21 protein-coding genes are annotated in these 16,731 nt (G+C 68.4%); 15 read left to right on the top strand and 6 right to left on the bottom strand.

The window, feature by feature from the left end; genetic code table 11:
- Positions 1 to 245: 245 nt before the first annotated feature.
- Together ILP92_RS11020 and ILP92_RS11015 are read left to right on the top strand one after the other, a co-directional pair.
- A complete protein-coding gene (locus ILP92_RS11020) occupies positions 246 to 401 on the top strand; it encodes a hypothetical protein (protein ID WP_198916450.1) in 156 nt (51 codons plus the stop codon).
- A 26-nt stretch (positions 402 to 427) separates the two neighbouring features.
- Positions 428 to 622, top strand: coding sequence for a hypothetical protein (locus ILP92_RS11015; RefSeq protein ID WP_198916449.1), 195 nt, complete (start codon positions 428 to 430; stop codon positions 620 to 622).
- Positions 623 to 845: 223 nt separating this feature from the next.
- Here the strand turns inward: ILP92_RS11015 and ILP92_RS11010 are convergent, their stop codons facing one another.
- Positions 846 to 1,493, bottom strand: a complete 648-nt coding sequence (locus ILP92_RS11010) for a carbonic anhydrase (RefSeq protein WP_198916448.1) — start codon at positions 1,491 to 1,493, stop codon at positions 846 to 848.
- Positions 1,494 to 1,629: 136 nt separating this feature from the next.
- Between ILP92_RS11010 and ILP92_RS11005 the strand changes: the two genes are divergently transcribed.
- From ILP92_RS11005 to ILP92_RS10995, 3 genes are all read left to right on the top strand, one after another.
- A complete protein-coding gene (locus tag ILP92_RS11005) occupies positions 1,630 to 2,016 on the top strand; it encodes a hypothetical protein (protein WP_198916447.1) in 387 nt (128 codons plus the stop codon).
- 96 nt (positions 2,017 to 2,112) lie between these two features.
- A complete protein-coding gene (locus tag ILP92_RS11000) occupies positions 2,113 to 3,504 on the top strand; it encodes a leucyl aminopeptidase family protein (protein WP_438361553.1) in 1,392 nt (463 codons plus the stop codon).
- Positions 3,501 to 4,340 carry a C40 family peptidase gene (locus ILP92_RS10995; protein WP_198916445.1) on the top strand — a complete coding sequence of 280 codons (840 nt, stop codon included), beginning with the start codon at positions 3,501 to 3,503 and terminating at the stop codon, positions 4,338 to 4,340. The genes ILP92_RS11000 and ILP92_RS10995 overlap by 4 nt, the downstream gene beginning before the upstream one ends.
- A 75-nt stretch (positions 4,341 to 4,415) precedes the next feature.
- On the opposite strand, the gene ILP92_RS10990 is transcribed toward ILP92_RS10995, so the two are convergent.
- A complete protein-coding gene (locus ILP92_RS10990; protein WP_198916444.1) occupies positions 4,416 to 4,760 on the bottom strand; it encodes a DUF2794 domain-containing protein in 345 nt (114 codons plus the stop codon).
- Positions 4,761 to 4,963: 203 nt separating this feature from the next.
- Positions 4,964 to 6,616 carry a Y-family DNA polymerase gene (locus ILP92_RS10985; RefSeq protein WP_198916443.1) on the bottom strand — a complete coding sequence of 551 codons (1,653 nt, stop codon included), beginning with the start codon at positions 6,614 to 6,616 and terminating at the stop codon, positions 4,964 to 4,966.
- 123 nt (positions 6,617 to 6,739) lie between these two features.
- On the opposite strand from ILP92_RS10985, the gene ILP92_RS10980 reads away from it, so the two are divergent.
- Positions 6,740 to 7,372, top strand: coding sequence for a glutathione S-transferase family protein (locus tag ILP92_RS10980; protein ID WP_235971338.1), 633 nt, complete (start codon positions 6,740 to 6,742; stop codon positions 7,370 to 7,372).
- A 122-nt stretch (positions 7,373 to 7,494) separates the two neighbouring features.
- Here the strand turns inward: ILP92_RS10980 and ILP92_RS10975 are convergent, their stop codons facing one another.
- Positions 7,495 to 7,776 (bottom strand): I78 family peptidase inhibitor, encoded by a 282-nt coding sequence (locus ILP92_RS10975; protein WP_198916441.1) that lies wholly within the window; start codon positions 7,774 to 7,776, stop codon positions 7,495 to 7,497.
- A gap of 19 nt (positions 7,777 to 7,795) precedes the next feature.
- Positions 7,796 to 8,560, bottom strand: coding sequence for a DUF3108 domain-containing protein (locus ILP92_RS10970; RefSeq protein ID WP_198916440.1), 765 nt, complete (start codon positions 8,558 to 8,560; stop codon positions 7,796 to 7,798).
- Here ILP92_RS10970 and ILP92_RS10965 point away from each other — a divergent pair.
- The 3 genes from ILP92_RS10965 to ILP92_RS10955 are packed head-to-tail and all read left to right on the top strand — an operon-like array spanning position 8,559 to position 10,936.
- Positions 8,559 to 9,671: an S-(hydroxymethyl)glutathione dehydrogenase/class III alcohol dehydrogenase gene (locus ILP92_RS10965; RefSeq protein ID WP_198916439.1), complete on the top strand. Its 1,113-nt coding sequence runs from the start codon at positions 8,559 to 8,561 to the stop codon at positions 9,669 to 9,671. The genes ILP92_RS10970 and ILP92_RS10965 overlap by 2 nt on opposite strands.
- Before the next feature lie 57 nt (positions 9,672 to 9,728).
- Positions 9,729 to 10,202 (top strand): GNAT family N-acetyltransferase, encoded by a 474-nt coding sequence (locus ILP92_RS10960; protein ID WP_198916438.1) that lies wholly within the window; start codon positions 9,729 to 9,731, stop codon positions 10,200 to 10,202.
- Positions 10,203 to 10,210: 8 nt separating this feature from the next.
- Positions 10,211 to 10,936: an NYN domain-containing protein gene (locus ILP92_RS10955; protein WP_198916437.1), complete on the top strand. Its 726-nt coding sequence runs from the start codon at positions 10,211 to 10,213 to the stop codon at positions 10,934 to 10,936.
- 9 nt (positions 10,937 to 10,945) lie between these two features.
- Here ILP92_RS10955 and ILP92_RS10950 read toward each other — a convergent pair whose 3' ends face one another.
- Positions 10,946 to 11,560 carry a TetR/AcrR family transcriptional regulator gene (locus tag ILP92_RS10950; RefSeq protein ID WP_368667868.1) on the bottom strand — a complete coding sequence of 205 codons (615 nt, stop codon included), beginning with the start codon at positions 11,558 to 11,560 and terminating at the stop codon, positions 10,946 to 10,948.
- Between the two features lie 203 nt (positions 11,561 to 11,763).
- On the opposite strand from ILP92_RS10950, the gene mbfA reads away from it, so the two are divergent.
- The 6 genes from mbfA to ILP92_RS10920 all read left to right on the top strand — a co-directional run bounded on the left by mbfA (position 11,764) and on the right by ILP92_RS10920 (position 16,695).
- Entirely contained in the window at positions 11,764 to 12,741 is a 978-nt protein-coding gene (gene mbfA / locus ILP92_RS10945; RefSeq protein ID WP_198916436.1) for an iron exporter MbfA, read from the top strand.
- 182 nt (positions 12,742 to 12,923) lie between these two features.
- On the top strand, positions 12,924 to 13,844 hold the full coding sequence (locus tag ILP92_RS10940; RefSeq protein ID WP_198916435.1) for an AEC family transporter: 921 nt from the start codon (positions 12,924 to 12,926) through the stop codon (positions 13,842 to 13,844).
- Between the two features lie 59 nt (positions 13,845 to 13,903).
- Positions 13,904 to 14,734 carry an S-formylglutathione hydrolase gene (fghA, locus tag ILP92_RS10935; RefSeq protein WP_198916434.1) on the top strand — a complete coding sequence of 277 codons (831 nt, stop codon included), beginning with the start codon at positions 13,904 to 13,906 and terminating at the stop codon, positions 14,732 to 14,734.
- Positions 14,731 to 15,192 carry a YaiI/YqxD family protein gene (locus ILP92_RS10930; RefSeq protein WP_438361552.1) on the top strand — a complete coding sequence of 154 codons (462 nt, stop codon included), beginning with the start codon at positions 14,731 to 14,733 and terminating at the stop codon, positions 15,190 to 15,192. The genes fghA and ILP92_RS10930 overlap by 4 nt, the downstream gene beginning before the upstream one ends.
- Complete coding sequence (locus ILP92_RS10925) at positions 15,182 to 15,805, top strand: HAD family hydrolase (RefSeq protein ID WP_198916432.1); 624 nt, start codon at positions 15,182 to 15,184, stop codon at positions 15,803 to 15,805. The genes ILP92_RS10930 and ILP92_RS10925 overlap by 11 nt, the downstream gene beginning before the upstream one ends.
- A complete protein-coding gene (locus ILP92_RS10920) occupies positions 15,802 to 16,695 on the top strand; it encodes an ornithine cyclodeaminase family protein (protein WP_198916431.1) in 894 nt (297 codons plus the stop codon). Before ILP92_RS10925 ends, ILP92_RS10920 begins: the two co-directional genes overlap by 4 nt.
- The last annotated feature ends 36 nt before the right edge of the window (positions 16,696 to 16,731 follow it).

Genomic DNA, 16,731 nt, shown 5'->3' with positions numbered 1-16,731 from the left:
TTTCGGCAGGTCGTGATTTCCACGCGGTTAACGTCGGGGAACACAGGGTGATCCGAAAAATTTGAGATAAATTTTCCGGATCTCGAAATTTTTAAAGTTCGTTATTTATCCGTATTTTAGTATGGTTAACGCGAACGTTTTCAATCGTGCAAAATTCGGAAATCCCGTGAAAACCTGTTTGTGGTGAAACTTGGTCCCAACGGTGTTCGTATCTTCGAGCATCGCCTTGGAGAGGGGTGAACCAAATGATGCAGATGATTTTCAACGCTGGCCTGAAGCGCCGGATCGACAGCGACACGCAACTGAGCGGTGGGACAGACAGGTCCCGCAAGGTCGAGCGGCGCGAGATCGAGACGTTGCTGGCCGCAGAGCTGAGCGCGCTGCCGCCCTTGGCCGCCTGAACCACGAAAAGCAAAGGAGCCTGAAAATGACACTCATCGAAAAAGCCCGTCACCGTCGCGCCGCCGCATTGCGGGTCACGCAAGGCCTGCGCGCCAATGTGTTCTTCGATCCCGAAGGCGACGCGCAGCCCAGCGCCCGCGGCTCGGTCCTGGAAATGCTGGCGAACCTGCCCAGCCAGTCCGGCGCCCGCGGACGCGCCATCGTGCGCCGCGCCGCCTGAGCCGCGCCAAGGCGAAGCACCAGACGCGCGCTGCCCCAAGTGGCGCGCGGCATATCCGGAAAGGGTCGGCCTTGGGGAAGGCCGACCTGCCCGGATCATGGACAAGAACGCGGCGCGTGGGGACGCGTGGTTCTTGTCAGCCGTCGCATGGGGATGCGACCGGGCACCGGGTGCGGCGATCCGTGGGTCAGGGGTGGGCCACGGATCGCCGCGTCCGAAGACTTCAGACCTTCACGAACCGGTCGTTTGCCGCGTTGTAGCCGTGCAATTCGCCTTCCGCGATGTCGTTCCACAGCCCGTGCAGGCTGAGACGGCCGTCATCGACCCGCTCGGCGACGAAGGGGAAGGTCATCAGGTTGCGCAGCGACACCTTCACCGCTTCCTTTTCCAGCGCGTCGACGCGCGTCGCCTCGTCGCCGTCTTCCAGCGCCTCGAAGCCCGGGCGCAGCAGGTCCATCCAGCGCCCCACGAAGCTGGACTTCTCTTCCAATTCCGGCGCGTTGCCCGAGCACATGTCGTAGCAGCCGCGCACGCCGCCGCAGCGCGAATGGCCCATGATGATAAGGTTCGTGATCTGCAGCGCCGTGACCGCGTATTCCACCGCCGCCGACGTTCCGTGCTGTTCGCCGTCGGGCTGATAGGGCGGCACAAGGCTGGCGATGTTGCGGTGGATGAAGAACTCGCCCTGCTCGGCGCCGAAGATCGACGTCACGTGCACCCGGCTGTCGCAGCACGAGATCACCATGACGCGCGGGCGCTGGCCTTCCACGGCCAGGCGTTTGTACCAGTGCTTGTTTTCGGCGAAGGTCGTCGCCTTCCAGCCCTCGAACCGTTGGGTCAGGAAGGACGGAAGCGGTTTCGCTGGGATCATGGGGGCCACCTTGGTTATCCGACTGTCACCTGAATATCTGAAACTGGCGGTATTTCGACCCCCCATCGACGGTCCGACTTGACGCTTTGTTAGCCGCATCGTGGCACCTTCGATCCGGGGATGAAGGGAGTGTCCGATGGGTGACGTCGTCATGTTGATGCCGCGCGAGCGCATGAGCCGCGATTTGGAAAGACTGCTGGCGGTCAACGACCGCACCGGGGACGAGGCCGATATCGTCGCGACCGAAATGGACACCGCGATGGAGGAATGGGCCGAAACGCTCAGCCGAATCGCGGTCGCCTATCGCGCGCGCAAGCTGCGGGTCGTGGCCCAGGCGGCCCGTGACGCCGCGGAGCAGGCCCGCCACCTGGGCCTGAACCGCGCCTTCCGCGTTGGCCAGGCCGTATCGGTGCTGTCGACGCAGGGCGACGACGTGGCGCTGGCCGCCAACATCGCGCGGCTGATGCGGCTGGGCGACGCCGCGCTCAGCTCGGTCTGGGAACAGCGCGACAGCTGCTTCTAGCCGACGGTTCCGATCACGCCCGCCTTGCGCGTCCGGCGTGGCGGGATAAATTGGCCGCGACCCTGTTCCAGCGGAGCCGCCATCGCCATGCAAGACCTGTCCAGCGGCTTCGCGCCCGACGATGCTTCGGCGCGTCCGATCCACATGCTCGACCCTTCGGGGCTGGACGCGTGGATGAAAGAGCAGGACAGCGTGACCCGCGATTGGGTGAAAGATGCGGGCTTCACGGCGCAGGCCGGACGGGTCCTGACGATTCCGGCACTGGATGGCACCCTGGCCGGTGCGCTGGTGGGCCTGGGCGATCCCGACAAGCACGGACGACACCGCTTTCTTCTGGCCCAGGCGCGCGCCGCGCTGCCCCAGGGCAACTGGCGCCTTCTGACCGAGTTCGACACCGATGCCGCGAACGAGGCCGCGCTGGGCTGGCTGCTGGCGGGCCATGTCTTCGACCGCTACGCCGAGGCGCAGGCGCCGAACACCCGCCTTGTCCCGCCGAGCAGCTGCGACCGCGCAAGGGTCCTGGCGATCGCCAACGGCGAGGCGCTGACCCGCGACCTGATCAACACGCCGGCCAACGACATGGGCCCGGCCGAGTTGGAGCAGGCGGCCCGCGACCTGGCCGACCGGCACGGCGCCGCCATCGACGTGATCGGGTCGGATGCGCTGCTGGACCGGAACTTCCCGCTGATCCACACGGTCGGACGCGCCGCCGCACCGCATCGCGCACCGCGACTGATCGACCTGCGCTGGGGCGGTGCCGGGCCGACCCTGACGCTGGTCGGCAAGGGCGTCTGCTTCGACACGGGCGGGCTGAACCTGAAGCCCGGATCGTCCATGGGCCTGATGAAGAAGGACATGGGCGGTGCGGCGACGGTCCTGGGCCTGGCCCACATGATCATGGCGCTCGGTTTGTCCTTGCGCCTGCGGGTGCTGATCCCGGCCGTCGAGAACGCGGTGGGCAGCGACGCGTTCCGGCCCGGGGATATCCTGCCCTCGCGCAAGGGCCTGTCGGTCGAAATCAACAATACCGACGCCGAAGGGCGGCTGGTGCTGGCCGACGCGCTTGCCTTCGGCGCCGAAGACGCGCCCGACCTGATGGTGTCCATGGCCACCCTGACCGGGGCGGCGCGGGTCGCCGTCGGCCCCGATCTCGCGCCCTTCTTCTGCGACGACGATCCGCTGGCCGACGCGCTTTATTCAGGCGCGCGCCGCGTGCGCGACCCGGTCTGGCGCCTACCCTTCTGGGAGCCCTACGAGCCGATGATCGAGCCGGGCATCGCCGATCTCGACAATGCCCCGAAAGGCGGCTTCGCGGGCGCGATCACCGCCGCGCTGTTCCTGCGCCGGTTCACCGAAGGCGCGGCGCGCTACGTGCATTTCGACATCTATGGCTGGCAGCCCACCGCCGCTCCGGCGCGTCCGAAGGGCGGCGTCGGGCAGGGGGCACGGGCGTTGCTCGCGGCGCTGCCACAGGTGCTGAAGCTATGAGCGACCGGCGTCTGACACCGGCCAACGGGCGCGTGGCGGCGGCGCATCTGAAAGGCATGGTCGAGGCGATGACCTTCACCGACGGCACGCCCGCCGCGGTGACAGCACCGCTCACCGACATCTGGACGACCCCCGACGCCACCGCGCGCGACCGGCAATTGCTCCGCGGCGAAGCGGTCCGGATCTACGAGCGGCGCGGCGGCATGGCCTTCATCCGCGCCGACCGGGACGGCTACGTGGGATACGTGCGCGAAAGCGATCTGGGCGATCCGGTCGCGATCACCCATATCGTGGGCGTGCCCGCCTCGCATCTCTATCCGATGCCCGACATCAAGATGCCCGCCCTCGCGCGGCTGTCCTTCGGGGCCCGCCTGCGGGTGGTCGCCGCGTCCGAGCGGTTTTTCGAGCTCGACGACGGCAGCCACGTCCCGCGCCCGCATCTGCGGCCCGCGAACAAGCCCTTCACCGATCCCGCCAGCGTGGCGCAGCTGTTCTTCGGGGTGCCCTATCTTTGGGGCGGCAACAGCGCGGACGGGATCGATTGCTCGGGGCTGGTGCAGGCGGCGCTGCTGGCCTGCGGCCATCCCTGTCCGGGCGACAGCGACCTGCAGGAAGGCGTCGTGGGCGACGCGATCGCGCTCGACAGCCCGGTGCTGCGCGGCGACCTCTACTTCTGGAAGGGCCACGTGGCGATGGCGGTCGACGGCGCCGTGCTGGTCCACGCCAATGCCCACCACATGGCCACCGCCTACGAGCCCATCGCCGACGCCATCGCGCGCATCGCCGGGCAAGGCGATGGACCGGTCACCGCGCGCCGCCGCCTTCCGGGCGCCTGATCCTTCTTTGTTCTTGGAAATATCCCGGGGGACGCAGCTTGCTGCGCGGGGGCAGAGCCCCCGTCCGTCGCCCGCTCAGTCGCCCACCGCGCGGATCAGTTTGCGCTCGAGCACGCGCAGCACGGCCCGCAGGTCCTGCCCGCGCTTCAAGATCTGGCCGTCCATCCCGATCACCGCGTATTGGCCCTGCCGCGCGCGCAGGCGGGGGCGCTTCTCGATGCGATAGACGGGATGCTCGGCGGTGCGCCGAAAGACCGAGAAGATCGCCACTTCCTTCAGGAACGACATCCCGTAATCGCGCCATTCGCCCGCCGCGACCATGCGTCCGTAAAGCGTCAGGATCAGGCCCAGTTCCGTGCGGTCGAAGGTGATCCGGTCGTCCGGATCGGGGCGTCCGGGAAAGGGCGTGGGTGCGTTCATGGCGCTAGACTGGGCGCGCGGGCGGGGTTTGGCAAGCGCCACGTTCCTGCCACGAAAAGACCGCTGAAAAGTTTATGCGGTGCCGCACGACAGCCACGCGGCACCGCCATAAGGTCTTCATAGCGAGAAACCGCTAGACCCCGATGTCGCGCCAACATTGCCCCCACCAGCGCGCGGCATCGGGGATCAACCCCAGCCCAGCATCAGCCGAAACTGCCCTGGCAATACCAGCCGGGCGAGATATCGGCGCCGTGGGCGTAATACATCCACAGACAATCGCCCGACGCGCAGCCGACGCGCCAGTAGTCCCGCAGGCCCGAGCGCCATTCGGGATCGTCGAACCACCATTCCGGTGCGATCCGTTCCGGCCCTTCGCGCGTGGCCACCCGCAGGTCGCGCCCGCGCCACCGGAACGACGCGGCCAGGACGGGCGTGGCGGGCGCGTTCACCGGCTCGGACGGCCACAGGAACACCGGGCGCGGCGTGGGCGCTGCGGGCCAGTGGGTGGCGGGCTCGGACCAGGCGGCGGCCATGACGCGGGCGGATTTCTCGGGGATATGGGTGTCGGCGGGGTGGTGGCGGGTCAGCGCCTCGAGCCCCACGCGCGCGCCCAGCCGTCCCACCAGGTCATCCAGCGGTGCCGGGTCCGCCTGCCGCGCGCGGGCGGCGTCGGCGGCGGCCATGTGGCCGCGATGGCCCTGGCTCACCGGTTCGGTCTGGTTGGCCACCAGCCGCACCATGTCGATGCCGAAGCCTGCGTCGATGTCGCCCACCTTCATCGCCACCAGGGGCCGGATGCGGTCCGGATCGGATGACGGCCGCGCCAGCCCGACCTCGGCAAAGCCCATGGTCCCGTCGGTGCGGTGGCATTCCAGCCGCACCCGGCGCGCGCCGCGTCCATTGCTGCGCAACTTGTCCGACAGCGGGATCAGCAGCCGGTCGATGGCGGCCAGCACGTCCGATTCCAGCCCGATCGGCTCGGGCAGGGTCAGGCGCATGGCGAAGCTGATCTCGGGGGCGGCGGGCGACACCGGCTCGGGCTCGGCCCCGATGGCCTGGTCCAGCCGCTGCACCAGCGGGCGCCCGAAGCGCCGCGCCAGCCCCGCGCGGGGCTGGTCGGCCAGGTCCTTGATGCGGCGCAGGCCCAGCCGCCCCAGTTCGGCGACCTGGTCCGCGGGCAGGCGCAACGCGGCCACGGGCAGCGGCGCGATGGCCTGGTAGGTCTTGCCGGGCGCCGCGATGCGCGCGGCGTCGGGCGGCGTCTGGAATTGCGCGGGCGCGGGGCCGCCGCGTTCCCAGTTGCGCCGTTTCGCGGCGCGCGATCGGGTGGCATAGGCTTCCTGGTCGATGGCGTCGCCGGTCCGGTCCGATGTCGCCGCGCGGCCCGCGTAGCGCGCCAGCGCCCAGGCCGCGCCCACCGTGTCGGCGATGCCGGACAGCACCGTCAACTGCAGGTCGTCGCAATCCTGGCGCACCTGGTCCAGCAGCTCCGCCTCGCCGCCGAACAGATGCGCGCAGCCCGTGAGGTCCACGATCAGCGACGCGGGCGGCTGCGTGGACACCCAGGGCGAGAATTTCCCCGCCCAGCGGCGCAGCACCAGCAAGAACGCCTCTTCCGCGCGGGCGTTCTGCCAGCGCGTGATCAGACCGGGGCACATGGCCTGTGCGTCGGCCAGCGGCTGGTCGCGGCGCAGCCCGGCGGCCGACGCCGCGCGGTTCAGCGACGACAGCACCTGCATCTGGCCCCGGTCGGCCACGACGGCGAAGGGCGCGTCCTCGACCGGGCGTTCCAGCCGCAGCAGGCGTTCGGCGCCCAGGCGCGGAAACCAGAGCGACAGGATTCGACGATGGGGCATGGCACCTGTGACAGCAGATGTTCACTTTACGTTCTTTTTAATATGGCACGCGCCCCCCCGAGTCGAGTCGCCAGATCGGCCCCGTGGCCTACCTGTTGCGCAACGCAAATGAAGGAGAGCCCCATGGCCGACACGACACTTTATGGCTTCGACGGATCGACCTATGTCCGCACCGCCAAGACCATCCTGAACCGCAAGGGCGTGGATTACGACCAGGTCCAGGTCAACGTGCTCGAAGGCGAGACGCACCAGGACGAGCACCTGAAGCGCCACCCGTTCGGCAAGGTGCCGGTGCTGGATATCGACGGCCACCGCATCCTCGAGACGACCGCGATCGTCTTCTATGTCGAGCAAAGCCGGGGCGGACCGTCGGCGATCCCCGAATCCGCCTGGGACCGGGCGCGCATGAACGAGGTCATGTCGATCGTCGGTTCCTACGGCTACGACGCGCTGGTGGGCACGGCGTTCTATCACATCATGCCCGAATTCATCGGCAATCCCAGCGAAGAGCAGCATCACAAGACGCTGGACGAGGCCAAGAAGGTGCTGACCCTGATCGACGAGATCCGGGCGGGCGACGACTGGCTGGCGGGCGGGTCGGTGTCGCTGGCCGATTACTACCTGGGGCCGATCCTGTTCTACACCAACATGACGCCGCACAAGGACGAACTGCTGGATATCGGCGGCCTGCGCGCCTGGTGGGAGCGGCTGAGCGCGGATCCCGATTTCGCAAAGACCGAGCCCGCCATGGGCTGAGCCGCGGCGCGGACGTCGTGATGCTCTGGCCCGCCGCTGCCCGGCCCGCGCGCTCGCGGGTCGGGTGGTGGGACGCCTGAGGACGGAAGGAAGGCGTCTGCCACCGGCCCGCGCGATGCGGTTCAGCCGCAGGCGATCTGCACGACCGTGCCGTTGCCATCGGTGACGAAATTGATCCGCTCGGGGATCAGGTCCATCGTGACGGGATCTCCCTGGGCATAGACCCGCGTGATCGACTGGCCCGCCGCCTGTTGCGCCGCCGCGACCGGGCCGCCCACGAAGGATTGGTAGCGGTCCGCGCCACAAGCGGCGGGGGCCACGACCGGGCTTGCCGACGGGGCGTCGGCGGGGCTGGTCTGGCAGGCGGCCAGGGCAAGGAACGGCAGGATCAGGGCTGTGCGCATGGGGGGTCCTTTTCGGGGGTCAGCGGCGGATCAGGCGCACCGTAAACGGCCCGGCCCCGAGCGCAATGTCCTGAAGCGGCCCTTGCGTGCCGTTCGTCACCGCGTAGCGGGCCACCATCGACACCTTGCGAAAGCGGAAGGGCGACAGGTGTCCGGGCCCGCCGGTCACGCGGTAATCGTAGATGCAATCGATGCTCTCTGCGCCGAGCCTGCGCGCGCCCAGCGACACCGTCACGACCCGCCGCCCGTCGTAGATCCGGAACGCGCCCACGCAATCCGGGGCCAGCGCCACCCGCGCGAAGCCGCGCGCGGGATCCAGGACGCCCGCGGGCACGGCGGCCGGGACCGACGCGTCCGTCGCTTCCGATGGGGGCACGATGGCGACATTCGCGACGCGGTCGCCCGCGAAGTCGATGTCGATCCTGCGGCTTTCATCCGACGACACGCTCAGGCTGCGATAGGCGCCGTTCGTGAACGTCGCATCGAAACGGCCATCGCCCACGCCCAGCGGGGTGTTGTCCATGACGGTGGTCAGCGTCGCGCTGTCGCCCGCGCGGCCGACGGCGATCTGGCCGAGGGTCGCGCCCGCAAGGCGGATGTCGAATCGCGCCTCTTGCGCCGTGGCGGGGGCGGCAAGGGCCCCGAGCAGGGCGATCAGGGCGGGAAGGCGTATTGTCATCGGCTTGGTGTAGGGCGAAATCCGGCCCGCCGCCAGCTTGCCATTGCAATTCGTGCGCCGGGGTCTGAGGATCGGCGCGACACCGCTTGCAAGGAGATTTGCCATGAAGACTCGTGCCGCCGTCGCCGTCGAGGCCGGAAAACCGCTGGAAATGATGGAGGTCAACCTGGAAGGCCCCCGCAAGGGCGAGGTGCTGGTCGAGATCAAGGCCACCGGCATCTGCCACACCGACGAATTCACCCGCTCGGGCGATGACCCTGAAGGCCTGTTCCCCGCGATCCTGGGCCACGAGGGCGCGGGCGTCGTGGTCGAGGTGGGCGAGGGCGTGACGTCGCTGGAAGTGGGCGACCACGTGATCCCGCTATACACCGCAGAGTGCCGGGAATGCGAATACTGCCTGAACCCCAAGACGAACCTGTGCCAGAAGGTGCGCGCGACGCAAGGCAAGGGCGTGATGCCCGACGGCACCTCGCGCTTTTCGATGCCCGACGGGACGATGATCCACCACTACATGGGCTGCTCGACCTTCGCCAACCACACCGTGCTGCCCGAGATCAGCCTGGCGAAGGTGCGCCGCGACGCGCCCTTCGACAAGATCTGCTATATCGGCTGCGGCGTGACCACGGGCGTGGGCGCCGTCATCAACACCGCCAAGGTCGAGCCGGGCAGCAATTGCGTGGTGTTCGGGCTGGGCGGCATCGGTCTGAACGTGATCCAGGGGCTGCGGCTGGTGGGCGCCGACATGATCGTGGGCGTCGATCTGAACGAGGACAAGAAGAGCTTCGCCGAGCAGTTCGGCATGACCCATTTCGTGAACCCGAAGAAGGTCGAGGGCGACCTGGTGGCGCACCTGGTCGAGCTGACCGGGGGCGGTGCCGATTACAGCTTCGAGTGCATCGGCAACGTCAACGTCATGCGCCAGGCGCTGGAATGCGCGCACAAGGGCTGGGGCGAGAGCATCATCATCGGCGTGGCGGGCGCGGGGCAGGAGATTTCCACCCGGCCGTTCCAGCTGGTTACGGGGCGCAGCTGGCGCGGATCGGCCTTCGGCGGGGCGCGGGGCCGCACGGACGTGCCGAAGATCGTGGATTGGTACATGCAGGGCAAGATCGACATCGACCCGATGATCACCCACAAGCTGAGCCTCGACGACATCAACGAGGGGTTCGAGCTGATGCATGCGGGCAAATCGATCCGGGCCGTCGTCGAGTTCTGAGGGCGGCGGGGGGCTCTGCCCCCGTCCTTCGGACTCCCCCGGGATACTTGGGAAAAGATGAAGCTGGAGCGATACGCGGAGGATCATGCGGATGCGCTCTGGGCGATCCTGGAGCCGATGCTGCGGGCGGGCGAGACCTATTGCCTGCCGCGCGACATGGGGCGCGCGGCGGCGCTGGCCTATTGGTGCGATGCGGCGCACGAGGTGTGGATGGCGGGCGATGGTTTGGGCACGTGCTATTTGCGCGCCAACCAGGCGGGCGGCGGCGACCACGTGTGCAACGCGGCCTTCGTGACCGCGCCGGGCGGGGGCGGCAAGGGCGTGGCGCGGGCGATGCTGGAACATGCGCTGGATCGGGCTCGGGAGCGCGGTTTCGCGGCGATGCAGTTCAACTTCGTGGTGGCGTCGAACACGCGGGCGCTGAAGATCTGGGCGGATTACGGGTTTGACATCGTGGGCCGCGTGCCGCAGGCGTTCCGCCACCCCGCGCACGGGATGACCGACGCGCTGATCCTGCACCGTTTCCTTTGAGAGGCCCCATGCCCACCTCTGACCGCGACCGCCCGCTTTACGCCGTCCTGATCGACGCCGACAACATTCCCGCAAAGTTCGCCGAGCCGATCCTGCGCGAGATCACGTCGTTCGGAGAGCCCGCGCTGCGCCGGGTCTATGGCGACTGGTCGTCGGGGCGGCTGTCGAACTGGTCGAAGACCGTGCGCGACCTGGGCCTGGTGGCGCACCAGGAGACCGCCAACACCGTGGGCAAGAACGCGTCCGATATCGGGCTGGTCATCGACGCCATGGACGTGCTGCATACCGGCCGTTTCGACGGCTTCGTGCTGGTGAGCTCGGACAGCGATTTCACCGCGCTGGCCAACCGCATCCGCGAGCAGGGGCTGGACGTCATCGGCATCGGCGAGAAGAAGGCCCCCGAGGCGCTGCGCAACGTGTGCAACCGCTTCATCCTGATCGAGAACATCGTCGACGAGCCGGTGCAGCCCAAATCCGTGGACAGCGGCCGCGCGCCCGCGGGCAAGGTCGCCCCGGTCGAGGCGGTGCCGCTGATCCTGCGCGCCATGGACAAGATCCAGCAGGACGACGAGTGGTACGCGCTGGGCCAGCTGGGCCAGTACATCACCGCCGAGACACCGGATTTCGACACGCGGACCTATGGCAAGCGCAAGCTGAGCGACCTGGTGCAGGACCTCAAGCGCTTCGAGACAAAGAAGATCGGCAACCAGCTGCACCTGCGCCGGGTGGACTGAGCCCGCGCGTCAGGTTCCGTAGCGGGCCATGAACATTTCGACCGCGCCCTTGACCACGCGGGCGCGCTCGGCCTCGGAGAACTCGGTCTGCATCCCGAAGACCAGCCGCGGGAACAGCTCGGCCTTGCAGAGCTCGGCGAATTGGTGGGCGGCCAGCGACTTGTCGTCGATCTTCAGCTCGCCGCGCGCGATGGCGTGGTCGAAATAGCGCCTGAGCGTGCGTTCGACCTGGCCGGGGCCCGAGTCCCAGAACCGCTGGCCCAGCTCGGGGAAGCGGTCGGTTTCGGCCACGCAGATGCGGAAGACGCGCTGGCCGAACTCGGACAGAAGGAAGCGCAGCATGTGCGATCCGGCGGTGCTTAGAACGTGCTCGGGCTTGTCGTCCATGTCCAGGCTGTCGATGGCGGCGGCGGCCTGTTTGCCGCATTCGCAGGTGGCGACTTCCATGAAGAGCAGGCGCTTGTCGGCGAAGTAGCTGTAGAGCGTCGCCTTGCTGACGCCCGCGCATTTGGCGATCGTGTCGACGCTTGCGCCTTCGAACCCGTCGGACATGAAGACCTGGCGTGCCCCGTTCAGGACCTGGTCGTATTTGCGACCCTTCTTGATCTCTGCAGGCTTGTTCACGCGCCCCCCACTTCGTTCCGTCGACCATAGGCGTGGGATCACGCCACCGGCAAGCACATCCCTTAGATGGCGACCCGCCTGACCGATTGGAAGGGTGGGCCGACCGGGGCCGCGCGGGGACGCTGCGTGATTTTTCGTTTGTCGCGGGGCCGCGCGGGCGGCATCGTCGCGGCACGGCCCCCTTGCATGAAGGACGCCCTGCGATGATCCCGGCCCTGTCCAACCGCCGCCGCTTCGCCGATCTGAGCGAGCAGGAGATCCTGGCGCTGGCCATTTCCAGCGAAGAGGACGACGCCCGCATCTACCGAACCTATGCCGCGCGGTTGCGCGACGAGTACCCGGCCAGCGCGCGGGTCTTCGAAGGCATGGCCGTCGAGGAAGACAGCCACCGCCGCCGCCTGATCGAGGCGCACGAGGCGCGCTTCGGCCCGACGATCCCGCTGATCCGGCGCGAGCACGTGGCGGGGTTCTACGCCCGCCGCCCGGTCTGGCTGATCGACAACCTCGGGATCGAGCGGATCCGCGACGAGGCCGAGCGCATGGAGCACGACGCCGAAGCCTTCTACACCCGCGCCGCCGCGCGCAGCACCGACGCGCGGACCCGCGCGCTGCTGGGCGACCTGGCGTCGGCCGAGGCGGGGCACGGCGAGCTGGCCCGGACACTGGCCGAAGAACACCTGGGCGAGGACGCGCGCGACAGCGAGGCGCGCAACGCCCACCGGCAATTCGTGCTGACCTGGGTGCAGCCGGGTCTGGCGGGTTTGATGGACGGGTCGGTGAGCACGCTGGCGCCGATCTTCGCGGCGGCCTTCGCCACGGGCGATACATGGCAGACGTTCCTGGTGGGGCTGGCGGCGTCGGTGGGCGCGGGCATTTCCATGGGCTTCACCGAGGCGGCCAGCGACGACGGCGCGATCTCGGGGCGCGGTTCGCCCTGGAAGCGGGGATTCGCGTCGGGGATCATGACCACGATCGGCGGGCTGGGCCACGCGCTGCCCTACCTGATCCCCGATTTCTGGACCGCGACGACCATCGCCGGCATCGTGGTCTTCGTCGAGCTCTGGGCCATCGCGTGGATCCAGAACCGCTACATGGAAACCCCCTTCGTGCGCGCGGCGCTGCAGGTGGTGGCGGGCGGTGGGCTGGTGCTGGCGGCGGGCATCCTGATCGGGTCGGGTTGAGCTTTTAGAGCGACGGACGCGTCTTGCCGACGCTGCGCTGGCGGCAGTCGGTGTGTCAGGTATTTGCAGACCAGTGATGACAAGGATCGCGCAAGAAGTCCGGGCGGGGCGTGGTCGGAACGGTTCGAAGGTGCAACGGGCGGTTGCGCGTCGCGATAGGCCGCGCTAGCGCAGGGGCCACCATGGACGTGCTGGCCCAGACCTTGCCATTCTTCGCGCTGATCGGGCTGGGTTACGGCGCGGGCCGAACGGGCATGTTCGACGCCCGCGCGACCGCCGCGCTGACGGCGTTCGTGTTCTACTTCGCGCTGTCGGCGCTGCTGTTCCGCTTCACCGCGGGGCTGGACCTGGGCGACGTGCTGAGCGTGGATTTCATGGCCGCCTACCTGGCGGGCACTTTGGCGATCTATGGGCTGGCGACGCTGGTGGGGATCTGGCGCGGTCGCGGCATGGCCGAAACCGCGGTCGAGGCGCAATGCGCCGTTATCGGCAACGTGGGCTTCCTGGGCATCCCCATGCTGGGCCAGCTTCTGGGTGACGCGGCGGTGGGCCCGGTGTTGCAGGTGCTGGTGGTGGACCTGATCGTGTTCGGCTCGCTGATCGTCATCCTGATCACCTGGTCGCGCGGGGGTGGCTCGCCCGGCGCGGTGCTGGGCAAGGTCGCCCGGGGCCTGCTGAAGAACCCCATGATCGTGTCCATCGCGCTGGGGCTGGTCTGGTCCGGCCTGGCGCTGCCCATTCCCGGGCCCGCCGACGACTTCCTGCGCATCTTGGGCAACGCGGCGACGCCAGGCGCGCTGTTCGCTATCGGCGCGTCGCTGGCCGACAAGTCCGCCGAGCGGCTGTCGGTCGCGGGGTGGCTGTCCTTCTGCAAGCTGGTGCTGCACCCGGCGGCCGTGGCGGCGATGGCCTTCTGGGTCTTCGCGGTCGAGCCCTTCTCCGCGGGCGTCATGGTCGCCGCCGCCGCGCTACCCGTCGCGGGCAACGTGTTCATCCTGGCGCAAAGCTATGCCGTGGCCCCGCAGCGCGCGTCGGCGGCGATCCTGATCTCGACCGCCGTGTCGGTGGCGACCGTGACGGCGGTGCTGGCGTGGCTGGTGTGACGCTTTACGGGGCGGCGCCCGCGCGCTAGCTGATGGGGTGACCCAACCGGAGGCGCGCGATGAAGACCCTGTCCGAAAACGTCAGCTTCGGCGGTGTGCAAGGCGTCCATTCCCACGCCAGCACCGCCTGCAATTGCGACATGACCTTCGGTCTGTACCTGCCGCCCGAGGCGCAGTCGGGGCCGGTGCCGCTGCTGTGGTTCCTGTCGGGCCTGACCTGCACGCACGAGAACGCCATGACCAAGGCGGGCGCGCAGGCTTTCGCGTCCGAGGTCGGCGTGGCGGTGGTGTTTCCCGACACCTCGCCGCGCGGCGACGGCGTGCCCGACGCGGACGATTTCGCCATGGGCCAGGGCGCGGGCTTCTACGTGGACGCGACCAAGGGCAAGTGGGCCAAGCACTTCAAGATGTGGAGCTACGTCACCGACGAATTGCCCGCGCTTCTGGCCGAGAATTTCCCGCTGGACATGGACCGGCAGGCGATCACCGGACATTCCATGGGCGGGCACGGCGCGTTGACCATCGCGATGAACCTGCCCGACCGGTTCCGCAGCGTGTCGGCCTTCGCGCCCATGGCGAACACGCTGGACAGCGACTGGGGCAAGCCGCAACTGACCGCCTATCTGGGCGAGGATCGCGAGAAGCGCCGCAAGCACGACGCCAGCGTGCTGGTGGAAGAGCGCGGCTTCCGCGGACCCATGCTGATCGACCAGGGCACCGACGACCAGTTCCTGGACCTGCTGAAGCCCGAAGCTCTGGCGTCGGCCATCGCGCGGCGCCGCCAGCCCGCCACGTTCCGGATGCAGAAGGGCTACGACCACAGCTATTTCTTCGTGTCGTCCTTCATCGACGACCACATGGCCCTGCATGCCGAGGCGCTTTGGGCGTGATCTACGTGGACGCCGACGCCTGCCCGGTGAAGGCCGAGGTCGAAGCGGTCGCCACGCGCCACCGCATCCAGGCCTACATGGTGTCCAATGGCGGGCTGCGGCCGTCGCGCAATCCGTTGGTCGAGATGGTGTTCGTCCCCGATGGCCCCGACGTGGCCGATATGTGGATCGCCGAGCGCGCGAAGGCGGGCGACGTGGTGGTGACCAATGACATCCCACTGGCTGCGAAATGCGTCGAGGCGGGTGCGCGCGTGCTGCGCCCCGATGGCGAGGCGTTGACGGCCGTCAACATCGGCAACGTTCTGGCGACGCGCGATTTGATGACCGACCTGCGCGCCGCCGATCCGTTCCGGCAGGGCGGCGGCAGGCCGTTTTCCAAGGCGGACCGGTCGCGCTTTTCCAACGCGCTGGAAGCGGCCATGCGCGCGGCGGCAAAAGAGGTGTCCGATGGCGGTTGACGTGGTGATCTTCGACATCGGCAACGTTCTGATCGAATGGCAGCCCGAACGGTTCTACGACCGCGAGATCGGGCGCGACCGGCGCGAGGCCATGTTCGCCGAGGTGGACCTGCACGGCATGAACGACCGGGTGGACCGGGGCGAGCCGTTCCGCGACGTGATCTACGAGGTGGCGGACGCGACGCCGGACTGGCGCGACGAGATCCGCATGTGGCACGACCGCTGGATCGAGCTGGCGCACCCGGTGATCCCCCATTCGGTGGCGCTGATGCGGCGCCTGCGCTCGAAGGGGGTGCCGGTCTGGTCGCTGACGAATTTCGGCGTCGAAAGCTTCGCCTATGCCGCGACGCAATTCGACTTCCTGTCCGAGTTCGACCGTGATTTCGTGTCGGGGCATATGGGCGTCATCAAGCCAGATCCGCGCATCTACGAGATGGTCGAGGCCGCGTCGCCTTTCGCGCCCGACCGGCTGCTCTTCACCGACGACCGCGCCGACAACATCACCGCCGCCGCCGCGCGGGGCTGGCAGACGCATCCCTTCACCGGGCCCGAAGGCTGGGCCGACCGGCTGGTGGCCGAGGGACTGCTGTCGCCCGCCGAGGCCGCGCCATGAGGATCATCGACTTCGAGGAAGGCGAGGCGCGGCTGGACTGGCTGGCGCTGACCGACGCGCTGGCCGAGGGGCACAAGCTGCCGAAGGCGCAGATCACCGACGGATTTCTCTACCGCGGCGACGACACGCTGCTGAACCGGGCCGCGTGGATCGACGGGTTGGGGCTGCTGGTGAAATCGGCCACCATCTTTCCCGGCAACCGCGATTTGCCCAGCGTGAATGGCGGCGCGTGTCTGTATTCCGATACCGACGGCACCCTCGAGGCGGTTATCGACTTTCACCTGCTGACCAAGTGGAAGACGGCGGGCGATTCGCTGCTGGCGGCGCGCAGGCTGGCGCGGCCGGGCAGCCGCAAGATCCTGATCGTCGGCGCGGGCACGGTCGCGGGGTCGCTGGTCGACGCTTACGGCGCGGCGTTCCCGGACGCGCGGTTCACCGTCTGGAACCGCACCCGCGCCAGTGCCGAAGCCCTGGCCGCCGATCGTTACGGGGTCGCGGTGGCGGACGATCTGCAATCCGCCGTGGGCGCGGCCGACATCATCGCCTGCGCCACCATGGCGACCCGGCCGATCCTGCACGGCGCCTGGCTGCAGCCCGGCCAACACGTGGACCTGATCGGCGCCTACCGTCCCGACATGCGCGAGGCCGATACCGAAGTGCTTCGGCGCGGGCGCATCTTCGTCGACAGCCGCGACACGACGCTGGCGCATATCGGAGAATTGAAGATCCCGCTGGAGGCAGGCGAGATCGCCGAGGACGATATCGTGGCGGATTACTACCAGCCCGACGCCTTCGCCCGCGCGTCGGACGACGAGATCACTGTCTTCAAGAATGGCGGTGGCGCGCATCTGGACCTGATGACGGCGCGACATATTCTCGACCAGTTCTGAAATACGGAACACGGGGTGCCCCGGTCCGTTGTCCGG

It is taken from the genome of Palleronia pontilimi, assembly GCF_016412875.1.
Taxonomy (GTDB): domain Bacteria; phylum Pseudomonadota; class Alphaproteobacteria; order Rhodobacterales; family Rhodobacteraceae; genus Palleronia; species Palleronia pontilimi.
Note: the sequence above shows the minus strand (reverse complement) of the source record. Positions and strands in the feature narration are given on the sequence as shown.